General features: G+C 61.8%; 16 protein-coding genes. 9 read left to right on the plus strand and 7 right to left on the minus strand.

The window, feature by feature from the left end; genetic code table 11:
* Nucleotides 1-16 precede the first annotated feature (16 nt).
* Nucleotides 17-1,714, minus strand: a complete 1,698-nt coding sequence (fadD1, locus tag CWR53_RS16170; RefSeq protein WP_100852046.1) for a long-chain-fatty-acid--CoA ligase FadD1 — start codon at nt 1,712-1,714, stop codon at nt 17-19.
* 292 nt (nt 1,715-2,006) lie between these two features.
* Complete coding sequence (fadD2, locus tag CWR53_RS16175; protein WP_058604230.1) at nt 2,007-3,695, minus strand: long-chain-fatty-acid--CoA ligase FadD2; 1,689 nt, start codon at nt 3,693-3,695, stop codon at nt 2,007-2,009.
* Nucleotides 3,696-3,990: 295 nt separating this feature from the next.
* Here fadD2 and CWR53_RS16180 point away from each other — a divergent pair, with 295 nt between their 5' ends.
* Both CWR53_RS16180 and CWR53_RS16185 read left to right on the plus strand, forming a co-directional pair.
* On the plus strand, nt 3,991-4,461 hold the full coding sequence (locus CWR53_RS16180) for a MaoC family dehydratase (RefSeq protein ID WP_100852047.1): 471 nt from the start codon (nt 3,991-3,993) through the stop codon (nt 4,459-4,461).
* Between the two features lie 62 nt (nt 4,462-4,523).
* Complete coding sequence (locus CWR53_RS16185; RefSeq protein ID WP_258313247.1) at nt 4,524-4,913, plus strand: GNAT family N-acetyltransferase; 390 nt, start codon at nt 4,524-4,526, stop codon at nt 4,911-4,913.
* Here CWR53_RS16185 and CWR53_RS16190 read toward each other — a convergent pair.
* Together CWR53_RS16190 and CWR53_RS16195 are read right to left on the minus strand one after the other, a co-directional pair.
* Nucleotides 4,900-5,859, minus strand: a complete 960-nt coding sequence (locus CWR53_RS16190) for a YihY/virulence factor BrkB family protein (RefSeq protein WP_100852048.1) — start codon at nt 5,857-5,859, stop codon at nt 4,900-4,902. The two genes, CWR53_RS16185 and CWR53_RS16190, sit on opposite strands and share 14 nt — an antisense overlap.
* A gap of 157 nt (nt 5,860-6,016) precedes the next feature.
* Complete coding sequence (locus tag CWR53_RS16195; protein WP_049695592.1) at nt 6,017-6,202, minus strand: CsbD family protein; 186 nt, start codon at nt 6,200-6,202, stop codon at nt 6,017-6,019.
* Between the two features lie 217 nt (nt 6,203-6,419).
* Here CWR53_RS16195 and CWR53_RS16200 point away from each other — a divergent pair, with 217 nt between their 5' ends.
* On the plus strand, nt 6,420-6,800 hold the full coding sequence (locus CWR53_RS16200; protein ID WP_058604226.1) for a hypothetical protein: 381 nt from the start codon (nt 6,420-6,422) through the stop codon (nt 6,798-6,800).
* Here CWR53_RS16200 and CWR53_RS16205 read toward each other — a convergent pair whose 3' ends face one another.
* The gene (locus CWR53_RS16205; RefSeq protein ID WP_100852049.1) at nt 6,801-7,637 is read right to left on the minus strand and encodes a S1 RNA-binding domain-containing protein; all 837 of its coding nucleotides are present in this window, start codon (nt 7,635-7,637) and stop codon (nt 6,801-6,803) included. It abuts the gene before it with no gap.
* A 163-nt stretch (nt 7,638-7,800) separates the two neighbouring features.
* Between CWR53_RS16205 and CWR53_RS16210 the strand changes: the two genes are divergently transcribed.
* From CWR53_RS16210 to CWR53_RS16220, 3 genes are all read left to right on the plus strand, one after another.
* Nucleotides 7,801-8,664: a DUF6279 family lipoprotein gene (locus CWR53_RS16210; protein WP_100852050.1), complete on the plus strand. Its 864-nt coding sequence runs from the start codon at nt 7,801-7,803 to the stop codon at nt 8,662-8,664.
* Nucleotides 8,665-8,771: 107 nt separating this feature from the next.
* Complete coding sequence (locus tag CWR53_RS16215; protein ID WP_058604236.1) at nt 8,772-9,659, plus strand: DMT family transporter; 888 nt, start codon at nt 8,772-8,774, stop codon at nt 9,657-9,659.
* Complete coding sequence (locus CWR53_RS16220) at nt 9,656-10,120, plus strand: DUF4265 domain-containing protein (protein ID WP_058604223.1); 465 nt, start codon at nt 9,656-9,658, stop codon at nt 10,118-10,120. The genes CWR53_RS16215 and CWR53_RS16220 overlap by 4 nt, the downstream gene beginning before the upstream one ends.
* 43 nt (nt 10,121-10,163) lie before the next feature.
* Here the strand turns inward: CWR53_RS16220 and CWR53_RS16225 are convergent, their stop codons facing one another.
* A complete protein-coding gene (locus tag CWR53_RS16225) occupies nt 10,164-11,099 on the minus strand; it encodes an aspartyl/asparaginyl beta-hydroxylase domain-containing protein (protein WP_078478934.1) in 936 nt (311 codons plus the stop codon).
* Between the two features lie 173 nt (nt 11,100-11,272).
* On the minus strand, nt 11,273-12,247 hold the full coding sequence (cysK, locus tag CWR53_RS16230) for a cysteine synthase A (RefSeq protein ID WP_058604221.1): 975 nt from the start codon (nt 12,245-12,247) through the stop codon (nt 11,273-11,275).
* A 132-nt stretch (nt 12,248-12,379) separates the two neighbouring features.
* Between cysK and CWR53_RS16235 the strand changes: the two genes are divergently transcribed.
* From CWR53_RS16235 to CWR53_RS16245, 3 genes are all read left to right on the plus strand, one after another.
* Nucleotides 12,380-13,453 (plus strand): DUF748 domain-containing protein, encoded by a 1,074-nt coding sequence (locus CWR53_RS16235; protein WP_058638064.1) that lies wholly within the window; start codon nt 12,380-12,382, stop codon nt 13,451-13,453.
* 190 nt (nt 13,454-13,643) lie between these two features.
* Nucleotides 13,644-14,489, plus strand: a complete 846-nt coding sequence (locus CWR53_RS16240) for a MoxR family ATPase (protein WP_023534935.1) — start codon at nt 13,644-13,646, stop codon at nt 14,487-14,489.
* A gap of 13 nt (nt 14,490-14,502) precedes the next feature.
* Nucleotides 14,503-15,681, plus strand: a complete 1,179-nt coding sequence (locus CWR53_RS16245) for a VWA domain-containing protein (protein WP_058604219.1) — start codon at nt 14,503-14,505, stop codon at nt 15,679-15,681.
* Nucleotides 15,682-15,939: the final 258 nt, after the last annotated feature.

Consider the following 15,939-nt stretch of genomic DNA (forward strand, 5'->3'; position numbering starts at 1 on the left):
GGCGGTGCGCGCCAGGTCAGGCGCTTTTCTTGAGGTTGAGCTTCTTGAGCTCTTCGTCGCGCAGTTCGCGACGCAGGATCTTGCCGACGTTGGTGGTCGGCAAGGTGTCGCGGAACTCGACCTGACGTGGCACCTTGTAACCGGTGAGGTTGGCGCGCATGTGCTCCATCACCTGCTCTTTGGTCACCGTCATGCCAGGTTTGACCACGACAAAGACCTTGATCAGCTCCCCGGATTTTTCATCCGGAATGCCGATGGCCGCACACTGCGATACGCCGGGCACCGCCGCCAGCACGTCTTCGAGTTCATTGGGGTAGACATTGAAGCCGGACACCAGAATCATGTCCTTCTTGCGGTCGACGATACGCATGTAGCCGTCAGGCTGAATCAGGGCGATGTCGCCAGTCTTGAGCCAGCCTTCGCTGTCGAGAATTTCGGCGGTGGCCTCCTCGCGCTGCCAGTAGCCCTTCATCACCTGAGGGCCCTTGACGCACAGTTCGCCCACTTCGCCCAAGGGCAACTCGTTGCCGGCGTCGTCGACAATCTTGCACAGCGTGGACGGCACCGGAATACCAATGGTGCCTACCTGGTTGGCCTGCGCGGGGTTCACGGCGGCCACCGGGCTGGTTTCGGTCATGCCATAGCCTTCGCAGATGGCGCAGCCCGTCACCGCACGCCAGCGCTCGGCAACGCTCAGTTGCAGCGCCATGCCGCCGGACAGGGTGATCTTCAAGGCCGAGAAGTCCAGAGCGCGGAACGCATCGCTGTTGCACAGCGCCACGAACAGTGTATTGAGGCCCACAAAGCCTGTGAACTTCCACTTGCCCAGTTCCTTGACCATGGCGGACAGGTCGCGGGGGTTGCTGATCAGCACGTTGTGGTTGCCGATCAGCATCATGGCCATGCAATGGAAGGTGAAGGCGTAGATGTGGTACAGCGGCAGCGGGGTGATGAGGATCTCGCACCCTTCCTGCAGGTTCGAACCCATCAGCGCCCGGCACTGCAGCATGTTGGCCACCAGGTTGCGGTGGGTCAGCATGGCGCCCTTGGCCACACCGGTGGTGCCGCCTGTGTATTGCAACACGGCCACATCATTGGCTTGCGGGTTGGCCTCGGTTACCGGCTGGCCCTTGCCCAGGGCCAGGGCATCGTTGAAGCGCACGGCGCTGGGCAGGTGATAGGCCGGCACCATCTTCTTGACGTACTTGACCACGCTGTTGATCAGCAGCCGCTTGAGCGCAGGCTGCAGGTCTGCCACTTCGGTGACGATGACGTGCTTGACCTGGGTCTTGGGCACTACCTTCTCGGCCAGGTGCGCCATGTTCGCCAGGCACACCAGCGCTTTGGCGCCGGAGTCCTTGAACTGGTGCTCCATTTCCCGGGCGGTGTACAGCGGGTTGGTGTTGACCACGATCAGGCCGGCGCGCATGGCGCCAAATACCGCCACCGGGTACTGCAGCACGTTGGGCAGTTGCACCGCGATGCGATCACCGGGCTTTAGGTCGGTATGCTGTTGCAACCAGGCGGCAAAGGCACCGGAAAGGGTATACAACTCACCGTAGGTCAGGGTCTTGCCCAGGTTGCTGAAGGCCGGTTTGTCGGCAAAGCGCTGGCAGGATTGCTTGAGTACCGCCTGGATGTTGGGGAATTCGTCGGGATCGATCTGCGCCGCGATACCGGCCGGATACTTGTCCTTCCAAAAATGGTCGATCATGCAAGCCCACTCCTTCAGCAACAGCGAAGTTCGTTTCACGCGTCGAGGCGTTTATTATTGATATGAGATGACGGCCTGATGCAAACCAGATCATCTGAAAGCGGGCCGAGAGTAGCAGCTTTGCCGAGGGTCTACTAGAGCCCAAAGCGGGCTTGACAGTCACAAAGGTGACTCAATGAATGCTTCGGGTCACGTTTAGAGTATTTGACTTAATGAGCCAGTTAGGCCACCGGGATGTGCCGTGCGCCAGGCCCTGGCGCACGGCACATCTTCCTTGTCGCGGGCTATCGATTTAGCTGGCGTCACGCAGTTCGCGCCGCAGGATCTTGCCCACCGGCGTCATCGGCAGCGCCTCGCGTAGCACGATCTGCTTGGGCACTTTGTAGCCGGTAAGGTTGGCCTTGCAATAGGCCTTGAGCTCCTCGACATCCACCCCCCCTTCGCGCGGCACCACGAACAACTTCACCGCTTCGCCGGAACGCTCGTCTGGCACGCCGATAGCGGCACAGTTGGCGACCTTGGGATGGCCCATGACCACCTCTTCGACTTCGTTGGGGTACACATTGAAGCCCGACACGATGATCATGTCCTTCTTGCGGTCGACGATACGGGTGAAACCGTCGGGGTCGATCACGGCAATGTCACCGGTTTTGAACCAGCCTTCGGCGTCCAGTGCCTCGGCCGTGGCCTCGGGTTGCTGCCAGTAGCCCTTCATGACCTGCGGGCCCTTGATGCACAGCTCGCCGGGTTCCCCCAGGGCCAGCTCGTTGCCGTCGGCATCGATCACCTTGAAGGCCGTGCCAACCACCGGGATGCCCACCGTGCCCAGCCGCGCCAGCGTGCCGTAGGGGTTGGTGCTGGCCACGGGGGACGTTTCGGTCAGGCCGTACCCTTCGACGATGCGGCAACCCGTCAGCTGTTCCCAGCGCTCGGCCGTGGCCTTGACCAGGGCAGTGCCGCCGGAGTTGGTGACCTTCAATGCAGCGAAATCGAGCTGGCGGAACCCGGGGTGGTCCATCAGCGCGACGAACAGGGTGTTGAGGCCCAGCAACGCAGAAAACCGCCACTTGCCCAGCTCCTTGATGAAGCCTGGTATGTCCCGCGGGTTGGTGATCAGCACGTTGTGGTTGCCGGTGACCATCATGCACATGCAGTTCGCGGTGAATGCATAGATGTGGTAGAGGGGCAACGGCGCGATCATCACCTCTTCGCCGTCCTTGAGCAGCTTCTGCCCGTCCGGCCCATGCTGGGAGAAACAGGCCAGCACCTGCAGCATGTTTGCCACCAGGTTACCGTGGGTGAGCATCGCGCCCTTGGCCAGCCCCGTCGTGCCGCCGGTGTACTGCAGCACGGCGATGTCACCCAGGCTCAAGGGCACAGGCGTGGGCACGCCATCACGGCCCTGGCGCAGTACCTGCTTGAACGACACGGCCTGGGGCAGCGCATAGGCTGGCACCATCTTCTTGAGCTTGTCGACCACGGTGTTGACCAGCCAGCCTTTGAGCGTAGGCAGCATGTCGCCCATCTTCGCCTCGATCAGGTACTCGATACCGGTATCGGGCAGGACCGTCTGCACACGCTTGCCGAACAGGTTCATGTACACCAGGGCCCGGGCGCCGCTGTCCTTGAACTGGTGGCGCATTTCGCGCTCGGTGTAAAGCGGGTTGGTGTTGACCACGATCAGCCCGGCGCGCATGGCGCCGAACACGGCGATGGGGTACTGGAGCACGTTGGGCATTTGCACCGCGATGCGGTCGCCCGGCTTGAGGTCGGTCTGTTGCTGCAGCCAGCAGGCGAAGGCGGCCGACAGACGATCAAGGTCGGCGTAGGTCAAGGTCACGCCCAAATTGCTGAAGGCCGGGCGATCGGCAAAGCGCTTGCAGGAGCGTTCGAACACCTCGACCACTGACGCGTAGGCCTGCATGTCCAGGGTGGAGGGCACGCCCGCCGGGCGCTTGTCATTCCAGAAGTCGGCTTGCATTTATTGTTGTTCCTCTGCCGGGACCTGCACTGCGTCCTGTAGTCCAAGTGCCTGCGCGCTGACTATGCACAGGCGTTGGTTCGACGTTAGCAGGTAAGCCAGGCACGGCCCAGTCGTCAGCGCCTGCCATTAACATTGTGAATCTTATTTGTGCCCTTCCTGCAATTTGCTCGACTGTGGGTACACTGACGTGGGCGCAAAATGTGATCCGGCCCCCCCCGGCAAGCGTCTCACCCGTCTGGCCGACGCCCTGCGCGCGACCGGCATCCGACCTGTACTGCTTAAGGAAGCCCTGATGTCCCAGCTCAGCAACACGCCCTACGAAGCCCTAGAAGTCGGCCAGAAAGCCGAATACACGAAGTTGGTCGAGGAGCGCGACATCCAGCTGTTCGCCGCCATGTCCGGCGATCACAACCCGGTGCACCTGGACGCCGAGTTCGCGGCCAAGAGCATGTTCCGCGAGCGCATTGCCCATGGCATGTTCAGCGGCGCGTTGATCAGTGCGGCGGTGGCCTGCACGCTCCCAGGCCCTGGCACCATCTACCTGGGCCAGCAGATGAGCTTCCAGAAGCCGGTCAAGATCGGCGACACCCTGACGGTGCGCTTGGAAATCCTGGAAAAATTGCCCAAGTTCAAAGTGCGTATCGCCACCAACGTGTACAACCAGAACGACGAACTGGTCGTGGCAGGTGAAGCCGAGATCCTGGCACCACGCAAGCAGCAGACCGTGGAACTGGTTTCCCCGCCGAACTTCGTGGCCAACTGAGCACCGTCGTGCCCTCACGGCCGCCTGTGCACTGCACCCGGCTTTCAGCCCCGGAACAGCGGTTGCTCGACCACTTCTATCGCCAACAGGGTTCACGCATGCGCGCCCCTGCGCAGGGCAAGCTCTGGGTGGCCAGGTCGCCAGGCATCATTGCTGGTTTGTCTCTGAGCGAGGTGGAGAGTGGTCAGTGGCTGACGGGGCTGTTCGTGGCGCCTGATCGGCGCTCGGAAGGCGTGGGTATGCAGTTGGTCGCAAAGGCTCTGGAGAACGCCTGTGGCAGTACGTGGTTGTTCTGCCATCCAACGCTTGCCAACTACTATGCACGCCAGGGGTTTGCGCCGGCTGGTGAGCTACCCCAGTCGCTGCGTGACAAGCTCCAGCGCTATCAGCGCAGCAAGGCCCTGATAGCGCTGGAGCGCACTGCTTATTCGGAGCAGTTTAGCGCGAGGTAGGTTCAATCCCCGCCGCGTCGTCAGCGCTGGGGCGCTCCTGGCCCAGCACCTTGGGCTTTTCGTCGTCGCGGGTGCCATCGAAGTCTTTTTCGCCTGGGTCCTTGCCCTCGGCCGACATGTGTTCAATCACCGCATTCATCTCCGCGCCCAGCAACAGCACGGCAGCCGAGATGTAGAAGTACAGCAGCAGCACGATGATTGCCCCGATGCTGCCATACATGGCGTTGTAGTCTGCAAACGTCTTCACGTAATAGGCAAAGCCCAGCGACGCGATGATCCACACTACGACCGCCAGCACCGAGCCCGGGGTAATGAAGCGGAATTTCTGCTCCACATCAGGCATGACGTAGTAGATAACCGCGACCGCGACCATCAGCAGAATCACGATCACCGGCCAGCGAAGGATGGTCCACAGGGTGACGATGAACTCTTCCATGCCGATTTGCGCCGCGATCCACTCCATGACCTGCGGGCCCAGCACCATCAGCGCCGCAGCCGCCAACAGCATGCCTGCCAACCCAATGGTGTACAGCACCGACAGCGGGATGCGCTTCCAGACCGGGCGACCTTCCGGTACGTCGTAGGCCGCGTTCATGGCGCTCATCATCAACCGCACGCCGGCTGAGGCCGTCCACAGGGCAATGACGATACCCACCGACAGCAAGCCACCCTTGGACTGCTGCAGTTGGTCGATAACGGGGTTGACCTGCTCAAGGGCCTGGGGTGGCAAGACCAGCTCCGACTGCAAGCGCAGCCAGGAGAAGAAGTCCGGCAGGTGCAGGAAACCGATCAGGGCAATGAGAAACAACAGGAAGGGGAACAACGAGAAAAGGGCCTGGTAGGCCAATGCCGAAGCATAGGTGGACATTTCGTCATCGAGGAATTCGTTGACGGTGCGCACCAGTACGCGGTGCAAGGGTAAGCCCTGCAAGGCGGAAAAAATCATAGCGTCTCCTTTCGCCGCTTGATCGATCTGACGTTCAGTCTAATGGACCCTGCGCTTGGGGTGCTGCTCCCGGTAATCATGCAACGGCTTTAAATAATTCTGCCTGTTACCGCCCCCTGCTTCGAAGCGCAGAGGACGGCTCGGCAGGCGTGAATCATTACTTGGTCAGGTCGTCGACCTTGTTTTTCACGTCGCCTTTGACCTGTTGGCCTTCGCCCTTGATTTCCTGGGCCTTGCCTTCGCCTTTGAGTTTTTCGTTATCAGTGAGGTTGCCAACACCTTGCTTGATGTTGCCCATTGCCTCGTTGGCCATACCTTTAATTTTGTCTCCAGTACCGCTCATGGCAAAACTCCTGTGATGTAGCACGCGTATCGTGCCGACAGAAGGTTGACCCAGCCGCTTGCACAGGAGTTTCAAGAAATTTGCGTCAACAAGCCAAACGGTTACAAACGGTCGAAATGCAGTCCCGTAAGGCTCCGTTGCGAGCCTCAAACCTTGCCCGGCAAGGTGCCACCCCTCACAATGCGGCGTTTGAAGGCTTCGACCCGCAGGAACCTGCATGAAACTCGACAAACCCGCTGCCATCGCCCGCCGCAACAGCACGTTGGCGCGCCCGGTACTGACCAGTGCCAACACGCTGTTCGCCATACTCGACCCCAAGCGCAACCTGTGGTGGTTCGAGGTCCCGGTGGCCTTGCTCCGCAAGGGCCAGCCCGATTGGGTCAACCTGCTGTTGCACACCCCGCTGACCGATGAACTCCAGCACCTGAAGGTGCCGGTCAACTTCCTGCGGGCTCACCAAGAACAGATGGAAGTGCGCAACCCCGGCAAGCGTCGCTCCACCATCAGCCTGGCCCTTAGCGCTGACCGCGACTCACTGTTGCGCGACACTCGCCCCGGAGGCGATCAGCTGGACTTCAACACCTTCGTGCAGGGCTGATCAGGCTTTCTCGATCCGGTCGTCATGGATGACGATGCGGCCTTGCTTGAACAGCCCGCCGATGGCCTTCTTGAAATTGCCCTTGCTGACATTGAACAGCTTGCTGATCAATGCAGGGTCGCTCTTGTCGGAAACCGGCAGCACCCCACCCTCGGCGTCCAGGCGCGTCATGATCTGCTCCTGCAAGCTGTCGGACAGCGCAGCGCCTACTGGCTGCAGGCTGAGCGACACTTTGCCGTCAGCCCGCACTTCCTTGATGTAACCCTGCTCGTGCATGCCTGAGCGCAGGAACTTGAACACCTCGTTCTTGTGGATCAAGCCCCAGTGACGGTTGTTGATGATGGCCTTGAAACCCATCGGCGTTTCGCCGGCCACCAGCAGTTCCACCGGCTGCCCAGGCTTGTAGTCGGCAGGCGTGGTGTCGAGGTAGCGGTCCAGGCGCGAGGTGGCGGTGATGCGGCGGGTGCGCTTGTCCAGGTACACGTGCACCACGCAGTAGTCACCGATCTTCAGCGGCCGTGCCTCTTCGGAATACGGCATCAGCAGGTCCTTGGGCAGACCCCAGTCCAGGAAGATACCCGCACCATTGATGTCCTTGACCTTGAGGCTGGCGAACTCGCCCACCTGCACCTTGGGCTTCTCGGTGGTGGCGATCAGCTGGTCTTCGCTGTCGAGGTAGATGAACACGTTCAGCCAGTCATCGACTTCAGTCTCGGCACCCTTGGGAATGTAACGGGACGGCAGCAGGATTTCCCCGTCGGCACCGCCGTCCAGGTACAGGCCGAAGTCCACGTGCTTAACAATTTGCAAACTGTTGTAACGCCCAAGCAGAGCCATTTTCGAACATCCTCAAGTCAAGGCGGCTATTTTCCGGATAGACCTGCCCTGGTGTCAAAGCCTGCGGTCGGTTCATCGCCATCCAGGCCTCCACGCGCCATCCGGTGGAACCGCAGGTGTTGTGCTGCGTCTACCCATTGGCTGCCACTGCAAGGACCCGCACATGCCTGCACGCCTGCTCAAAGTCCTGTCGATCTGCCTGGGTTTCGCCCTGCTGCTGGGTGCTTGCAGCCGCATCGACCTGGCCTATCGCAACCTCGATCGCCTGGTGCCCTGGTCGCTTGGCGACTACCTGGACATGAACCGTGAGCAGAAAACCCTGCTCGATGATCGCCTCCGGCAGCACCTGGCATGGCATTGCCAGACGCAACTGCCCGGCTACCTCGACTGGCTGGACCGCCTGCGCACCATGGTGGCCGATAACCAGGTCACCGACCAGGCGCTGCAGCAGCGCACCGAGGAGGCCCGCGAGGCAATTGGCCGGGTCGCGGCCGAAATCACGCCGTCGGCCACCGAGTTGCTGCAAGGCATGAGCGATGCGCAGGTGGCCGAGATGCGCGATGCATTTCGTGACGATATTGCCCAGCGGCGCAAGGAATATGTCGACACCCCCCTGCCCCGCCAGATCAGCGAGCGCGCCGAGCGCATGGAAAAGCGCCTCAAGCCCTGGTTCGGCGAGCTGACCGAGGTCCAGAAGCAACGGGTCGGCGCCTGGTCCCGCGCCTTGGGTGACCAGAACAGCGAATGGATACGCAATAGGGCCCATTGGCAGCAACAACTGCTGGTGGCGGTGGAACAACGCCACGAGCCAGGCTTCCCGGAACGGGTCGCGACCTTGCTGCAGAACAAGGAAAGCCTGTGGACAGCCGACTATCGCCAAGCCTTCCAGAACACCGAACGGCAAGCCCGCAGTCTGGTGGTGGACCTGGTGCAGCAGAGCACCCCCGCTCAACGCCAGGTGCTGCTGGAGCGGCTGACCAAGGTGCGCAGCGACTTCAGCGCCTTGAAGTGCCTGCGCGGGGCTTGAACAGACCACGCCAGGGCACTGGCTGAACTTCATTGGGCAAGAAAGCGCAAGAATCCACCGGCCTGCTGACGTACACTCGCGCCCCTGCCAAGCCCCTGGAGACTTTCGTGAGCCCCACCGCCCTAGCCCGCCTGCTAACCCTTGCTGCCGTATGGGGCGCGAGCTTTCTGTTCATGCGCATCATTGCCCCTGTACTGGGCACCGTGCCGACGGCCTTCTTGCGTGTCTCCATCGCCTGCCTGGGCTTGATCGCACTGCTCGGCGCTGCGCGCATACGCTGGGATTTCCAAGGGAAACTAGGCGCCTGCCTGGTGCTGGGCATGATCAACTCGGGCATTCCGGCCACCTTTTATTCTGTGGCAGCCCAGGTGCTGCCAGCCGGTTATTCGGCCATCTTCAATGCCACGACGCCCTTGATGGGCGTGCTGATCGGCATGTTGTTCTTCAAGGAACCCATGACGTTGGCCAAGTTGTGCGGCATTTTCCTGGGCCTGTTCGGCGTGGGCATCCTGAGCGGTGCGGGGCCTGTAGCCCTTGATGCAGCCCTGCTGCAAGGTGCCCTGGCGTGCCTGGCGGCCACGACCTGCTATGGCTTTGCCGGTTACCTGGCCCGCCGCTGGGTGAGCGGCCTGGACAGCCGCCTGTCGGCCCTGGGCAGCATGCTCGGCGCGACCCTGCTGCTTACCCCGTTGTTCGCTTGGAGCGCCCTAACCCAGCCACCTGCCAGCTGGGGCGGCTGGCAGGTCTGGGGCTCACTGGTGGGGCTTGGCCTGTTGTGCACGGCGTTCGCCTACATCCTGTACTTCCGCCTGCTGGCCGAAATCGGCCCGGTCAAGGCCAGTACGGTGACCTTCATGATCCCCGTGTTCGGGGTGCTGTGGGGGGCCTGGCTGCTGAATGAGCCGTTGTCGATGGCCCACCTGTACGGCGGCCTGCTGATCGGCGTGGCCCTGTGGCTGGTGCTGCGCCCCGCACGGCGCCGAGGCGCTGCATGAACGGCGTGTACAGGAAAGTGCTGTTCCCGCTGCAGCAGGACGCCAATGGCTATCCGCCTGCATCGGTGGAAGGGCTATGGGCCAGGGCCGTCGAAGATGGTTACGTGATCGACAACATCCCGTTCCATGTCTACGGCATCGCCCCAGGTGACGTGATCTGCACCCATGAAGACGCTGGCCAACACTGGTTTGCCCAGTTGCTGCGCAGCAGTGGCAGCTCGGTGTTCCGGGTTCGGGTCAAGCCGCCCGAGACACTGGAGCAGGTAAGCGAAGCCCTGGTCGAGTTCGGGTGCACCTGTGAAAGCGAACCTGCGGTGAAGATGCTGGCGGTCGCCGTCCCACCAGCACGAACGCTCGACACCCTGCTGTATTACCTGATCACCCAGCGTGAAGCGGGTTTCCTGGACTTCGAGGAAGGGGTGCTGCGCCACTGCGTCGCCCAAGAATTTCGCCAGGGGTAAAGGGCAACTGCCTTGCAGGCGCCCCACCCTGTCGAGGGCGCCGTCAGAACAACCAGCGGTACAGCAGATAGGCTACGACGACGGCCAGTATCGGTCGCAACACGCGGTAAGCCTTGGGGTTGGCACGCTTGAACTGCTTGACGCGCGTGCTCAGCTTGTTGCTGAACCGCTTGCTCCAGGCGTAGGCCTGGTTGATCCCGCCCACGCGTTCATCGTCTGTATTCTGCGGTGCAGTGGCGCGGCCCAGAAATGCGCTGACCTTGCGGTTGACGCGGGTCATGAACGGGCTGTTCAGGGGACGCTCCACGTCGCAGAACAGAATCACCCGGGTCACGTCGGTCTCGTTCTTGACCCAGTGCACGTAGGTCTCGTCGAACATCACGTCCTGGCCGTCACGCCAGGCATAGGGTTGGCCGTCCACATAAATGCGGCAGGCATCGGAGTTGGGCGTGGAGAGACCCAGGTGATAGCGCAGGGAACCTGCAAACGGATCACGGTGCGGGTTCAGGTGGCTGCCGCCGGGCAGCAGGGCGAACATCGCCCCTTTGACGTTGGGGATGCTGCTGACCAGCTCGACGGTTCGCGGGCACAGGGCTTCGGCAGACGGCAGGGGTTTGTCGTACCACTTCAGGTAGAAGCGCTTCCAGCCTTTCTTGAAGAACGAACCGAAACCGGCGTCGTTGTCCTTTTCGGCTGCGCGGATATAACCCTCGTCGAACAGGCGCATGGCCTCCTCGCGGATTTCCTGCCAGTTGTCCTTGAGCACGTCCAGCTCCGGGAAGCGTTGCCGGTCCAGGTACGGCTTGGACGGCACGCCCGAAAACAGGTACATCAACGCATTGTAGGGGGCGAACAGCGCCGAATGGTTGACGAACTGGCGCAACACCGGCAGGCGGGCCTTGCCGCGCAGGTGGACAAACAGCACGCTGCCGAAGAACACCAGCAGCACACCTGCCTTGGCGAGGAAGGAAACGGTCATGCAACACTCCTAGGGCGGGACACAGGCCAGCGCTGCCTGTTCCGGGGGAAAATCATCCGGGCATCATAAACCTATCGCGCCCAGGCACAAACCACCTGGGCGCAACGATACGGATGAAGATTGTGCAATCAAGCCCGTTACCAGGTATTGCTTCGGATCACCGCCTAGGCAGGTTACTGCTGGGTTTCCTGCTCGCTGAACAGGTCGCTGAACAGCATGCTGGACAAGTAACGCTCGCCTGAGTCAGGCAGAATCACCACGAGGGTCTTGCCCTGCATTTCCGGCTTTTCTGCAAGGCGCACGGCAGCGGCCATCGCGGCACCGCAGGAAATACCACACAGGATGCCTTCTTCCTGCATCAGACGGATAGCCATGGCCTTGGCTTCGTCGTCGCCCACCGTCATGACCTGGTCGACGATCGACAGGTCGAGGTTCTTCGGCACGAAGCCCGCGCCGATGCCTTGGATCTTGTGCGGCGTGGGCGTCAGCGCCTCGCCTGCCAGGGTCTGGGTGATCAGCGGCGAGGAAATGGGCTCGACCGCCACCGAGGTGATCGCCTTGCCCTGGGTGTGCTTGATATAGCGCGAGATACCGGTGATGGTGCCGCCAGTGCCGACACCGGCAACCACCACATCCACGGCGCCATCGGTATCGTTCCAGATCTCCGGGCCTGTGGTCTTTTCGTGGATGGCCGGGTTGGCAGGGTTTTCGAACTGCCCGGGCATGAAGTACTGCTCGGGGTTGGAGGCGACGATTTCGTTGGCTTTCTCGATGGCGCCCTTCATGCCCTTGGCAGGTTCGGTGAGCACCAGTTCGGCGCCAAGGGCCTTGAGCACCTTGCGCCGCTCCAGGCTCATGGAGGCCGGCATGGTCAGCATGAGCTTGTAGCCCCGGGCGGCAGCGACGAAGGCAAGGCCAATACCGGTGTTGCCCGAGGTGGGTTCGACGATGGTCATGCCGGGCTTGAGCTTGCCGCTGCTCTCGGCGTCCCAGACCATGTTCGCGCCGATGCGGCATTTGACCGAATACCCTGGGTTGCGCCCTTCGATCTTGGCCAGGATGGTCACACCGCGTGGCGCGAGGCGGTTGATCTGCACCAGGGGCGTGTTGCCGATGGAGTGGGCGTTGTCTGCGTATATACGGCTCATGGCAGGGTCCTTGGCATGATGAAGACACGGAAAGACCCCAAGGGTAAGCCCCGGCCCCAAGGCCCGTAAAGCCTGTTCGAACTCCGGCGCAGACCCTGCGGTCAACCACACACCTTGCCCTGGAGAACTGCCATGAGAGCCCGCTATCGCTGGCCGCTGATCGCCCTTGGCAGCCTCATCGTGCTGCTGGTGGCCTTGCAGCTCGCCCTGCCCTATCTGGTGCGCGACTACCTCAATGAAAAACTGGCCGACATGGGCGACTACCGGGGGCAGGTCAGCGATGTGGATCTGGCTTGGTGGCGCGGCGCCTATACCGTCAACGGGCTGAAGATCGTCAAGACCACGGGCAAGGTGCCGGTGCCTTTTCTCAACGCCCCCGTGATCGACATCTCGGTCAGCTGGCATTCGCTGTGGTACGACCGCGCCGTGGTGGCCGAAGTGGCTTTCCTGCGCCCGGAGCTGAATTTTGTCGATGGCGGCGACAAGCAAAATTCCCAAACCGGTCAGGGCACTGACTGGCGTCAGCAACTGGACAAGCTGCTGCCCATCACGCTCAACGAGGTGGTGATCGATGACGGGGTGTTGACCTTCCGCAACTTCAGCTCCAAGCCCCCGGTCACGCTCAAGGCGACGCAGTTGCAGGCCAGCATTCGCAACCTCACCAACATCCGTGACGAAGCCGGCCGGCGCGACGCCAGCTTCGAAGCCCGTGCCCTGGTCGCAGGCGATGCCAAGGTCGAGAGCCGTGCCACCTTCGACCCGTTCAGCGATTTCGACGACTTTGAGTTCCGCCTGCGTGCCACCGGCATCGAGCTGCGCAGACTCAACGACTTTGCCAGTGCTTATGGCAAGTTCGACTTCAAAGCTGGCCATGGCGATGTGGTCATCGAGGCCGAGGCCACCAATGGCCGCCTAAACGGCTACATCAAGCCCCTGCTGCGCGACGTCGAAGTATTCGATTGGCAACAGGACGTGGAGGACAAGGACAAGGGCCTGTTCCGCTCGGTCTGGGAGGCGCTGGTGGGGGCCACCGAAACCGTGCTCAAGAACCAGCCGAAAAACCAGTTCGCCACGCGCGTTGAGCTCAGTGGCAGCGTGCGCAGGCAGAACATCAGTGCGTTCGAGGCCTTCCTGCAGATCCTGCGCAATGGATTCGTGCAGGCGTTCAGTGCGCGCTATGAACGCAGCGCGCCGGATTCCGACTAAGGCGCAGTGACGAGACATTCGGGGACTGAATACGCGGTCTGCGTTTTCAGTCGTCGTACCCCCGCGTTATAGTCGGGCCCACCATCACACCCTGTGTTGGCCACCTGAGCGCCAGCCTGCCGCCCACACCAAGGGCGGCTGACAGGCTGGCTGCACATCGGCCCGCAAGCCCAAGCAGAGGAAAGACCCCATGAAGTTCGAAGGTACGGGTGACTATGTCGCCACGGACGACCTGAAACTGGCCGTCAATGCGGCCATCACCCTCGAGCGCCCGCTGTTGGTCAAGGGTGAGCCTGGTACCGGCAAGACCATGCTGGCTGAGCAGTTGGCAGCTTCGTTCGGGGCGCGCCTGATTACCTGGCACATCAAGTCCACAACCAAGGCTCACCAGGGCTTGTACGAATACGATGCCGTCAGCCGCCTGCGCGACTCCCAGCTGGGTGTGGACAAGGTCCACGACGTACGCAACTACCTGAAGAAAGGCAAGCTGTGGGAGGCCTTCGAGGCCCAGGAGCGGGTGATCCTGCTGATCGACGAGATCGACAAGGCCGATATCGAATTCCCCAACGACCTGTTGCAGGAACTCGACAAGATGGAGTTCTACGTCTATGAAATCGACGAGACCATCAAGGCCAGGCAGCGCCCGATCATCATCATCACGTCCAATAACGAAAAGGAGCTGCCGGACGCTTTCCTGCGCCGCTGCTTCTTCCACTACATCGCCTTCCCCGACCGGGCCACGCTGCAACGCATCGTGGATGTGCACTACCCCAACATCAGCCAGTCGCTGGTCAGCGAGGCGCTGGACGTGTTCTTCGACGTGCGCAAGGTACCGGGCCTGAAGAAAAAGCCTTCAACGTCCGAACTGGTCGACTGGCTGAAGCTGCTGATGGCCGACAATATTGGCGAAGCGGTACTGCGCGAGCGCGACCCGACCAAGGCCATCCCTCCGCTGGCCGGGGCGCTGGTGAAAAATGAGCAGGATGTGCAGCTGCTCGAGCGCCTGGCCTTCATGAGCCGGCGCGGCAACCGCTGAGGGAGCCGGGGCCATGTTGCTCAACCTGTTCAACGAAATGCGCGCGGCGAAGGTGCCGGTGTCGGTGCGCGAACTGCTCGACCTGCACCATGCCTTGCAACGGAACGTGGTGTTCGCCGACATGGACGAATTCTACTACCTGGCCCGCGCCATCCTGGTGAAGGACGAACGCCATTTCGACAAGTTCGACCGGGCCTTCGCCGCTTACTTCAAGGGCCTGGAGAACCTGGATCGACACATCGAGGCGTTGATCCCCGAGGACTGGCTGCGCAAGGAATTCGAGCGCTCGTTGACCTCTGAGGAGCGCGCGCAGATCCAGTCACTGGGTGGGCTGGACAAGCTGATCGAGGCGTTCAAGCAGCGCCTGCAGGAGCAAAAGGAGCGCCACGCAGGCGGCAACAAGTGGATTGGCACCGGTGGCACCAGCCCGTTCGGCTCGGGTGGGTACAACCCCGAAGGTATCCGCGTGGGCGATGCTGGCGAGCGCCAGGGCAAGGCGGTGAAGGTCTGGGACCAGCGCGAGTACAAGAACCTGGACGATCAGGTGGAGCTGGGTACGCGCAACATCAAGCTGGCCCTGCGGCGCCTGCGCAAGTTCGCCCGCCAAGGCGCTGCCGAAGAGCTGGACATCGATGGCACTATCGACCATACCGCACGCGATGCGGGGCTGCTGAACATCCAGATGCGCCCGGAGCGGCGCAACACGGTGAAATTGCTGCTGCTGTTCGACATCGGTGGCTCGATGGATGCCCATGTCAGGGTCTGCGAGGAGCTGTTCTCGGCCTGCAAGACCGAGTTCAAGCACATGGAGTACTACTACTTTCACAACTGCGTGTATGAGACGGTCTGGAAGAACAACCTGCGGCGCACGTCGGAGCGCTATTCCACGTTCGACCTGCTGCACAAGTACGGCGAGGACTACAAGGTCGTGTTCGTCGGAGACGCGGCCATGGCCCCTTACGAAATCACCCAGCCGGGCGGCAGCGTGGAGCATTGGAACGAGGAAGCCGGGTATGTCTGGATGCAGCGCATCATGGCCAAGTTCCGCAAGGTCATCTGGATCAACCCATACCCCCGCCAGGCCTGGGGCTACACCGCTTCTACCCAGCTGGTGCGTGAACTGATCGAGGACCGGATGTATCCACTGACCTTGCAGGGGTTGGAGGATGGGATGCGGTATCTGTCGAAGTAAAGCCGCAAAGTCATGCCCCTTGTAAGAGCGGCCTCGCCGGGGCGCCGGACCGGCCGCGATGGGCTACGCAGCAGCCCCAAGATTTCAGCTTCGCAGCGCATATTGTCAGGGCCGCGCTGCGGCCCATCGCGGCACGAGGCCGCTCCTACACTGACCGCGTAACGTCTGAGTCAGTGGCTTCACAGGGCTTTGCAGGAGCAACTGTCTGACACCGCCCCTGAAGGCTAGCCGATTTCCGGGTAGGAGCGGCCTGGTGCC

This window comes from Pseudomonas sp. SGAir0191 (assembly GCF_002812565.2).
Lineage (GTDB): Bacteria > Pseudomonadota > Gammaproteobacteria > Pseudomonadales > Pseudomonadaceae > Aquipseudomonas > Aquipseudomonas parafulva_B.

What these genes read in the sequence shown, in the direction of transcription:
- fadD1 (WP_100852046.1), bottom strand. Translation starts at nt 1,714, where the DNA reads ATGATCGACCATTTTTGGAAGGACAAGTATCCGGCCGGTATCGCGGCG.
- fadD2 (WP_058604230.1), bottom strand. Translation starts at nt 3,695, where the DNA reads ATGCAAGCCGACTTCTGGAATGACAAGCGCCCGGCGGGCGTGCCCTCC.
- CWR53_RS16180 (WP_100852047.1), top strand. Translation starts at nt 3,991, where the DNA reads ATGTCCCAGCTCAGCAACACGCCCTACGAAGCCCTAGAAGTCGGCCAG.
- CWR53_RS16190 (WP_100852048.1), bottom strand. Translation starts at nt 5,859, where the DNA reads ATGATTTTTTCCGCCTTGCAGGGCTTACCCTTGCACCGCGTACTGGTG.
- CWR53_RS16195 (WP_049695592.1), bottom strand. Translation starts at nt 6,202, where the DNA reads ATGAGCGGTACTGGAGACAAAATTAAAGGTATGGCCAACGAGGCAATG.
- CWR53_RS16200 (WP_058604226.1), top strand. Translation starts at nt 6,420, where the DNA reads ATGAAACTCGACAAACCCGCTGCCATCGCCCGCCGCAACAGCACGTTG.
- CWR53_RS16205 (WP_100852049.1), bottom strand. Translation starts at nt 7,637, where the DNA reads ATGGCTCTGCTTGGGCGTTACAACAGTTTGCAAATTGTTAAGCACGTG.
- CWR53_RS16210 (WP_100852050.1), top strand. Translation starts at nt 7,801, where the DNA reads ATGCCTGCACGCCTGCTCAAAGTCCTGTCGATCTGCCTGGGTTTCGCC.
- CWR53_RS16220 (WP_058604223.1), top strand. Translation starts at nt 9,656, where the DNA reads ATGAACGGCGTGTACAGGAAAGTGCTGTTCCCGCTGCAGCAGGACGCC.
- CWR53_RS16225 (WP_078478934.1), bottom strand. Translation starts at nt 11,099, where the DNA reads ATGACCGTTTCCTTCCTCGCCAAGGCAGGTGTGCTGCTGGTGTTCTTC.
- cysK (WP_058604221.1), bottom strand. Translation starts at nt 12,247, where the DNA reads ATGAGCCGTATATACGCAGACAACGCCCACTCCATCGGCAACACGCCC.
- CWR53_RS16235 (WP_058638064.1), top strand. Translation starts at nt 12,380, where the DNA reads ATGAGAGCCCGCTATCGCTGGCCGCTGATCGCCCTTGGCAGCCTCATC.
- CWR53_RS16240 (WP_023534935.1), top strand. Translation starts at nt 13,644, where the DNA reads ATGAAGTTCGAAGGTACGGGTGACTATGTCGCCACGGACGACCTGAAA.
- CWR53_RS16245 (WP_058604219.1), top strand. Translation starts at nt 14,503, where the DNA reads ATGTTGCTCAACCTGTTCAACGAAATGCGCGCGGCGAAGGTGCCGGTG.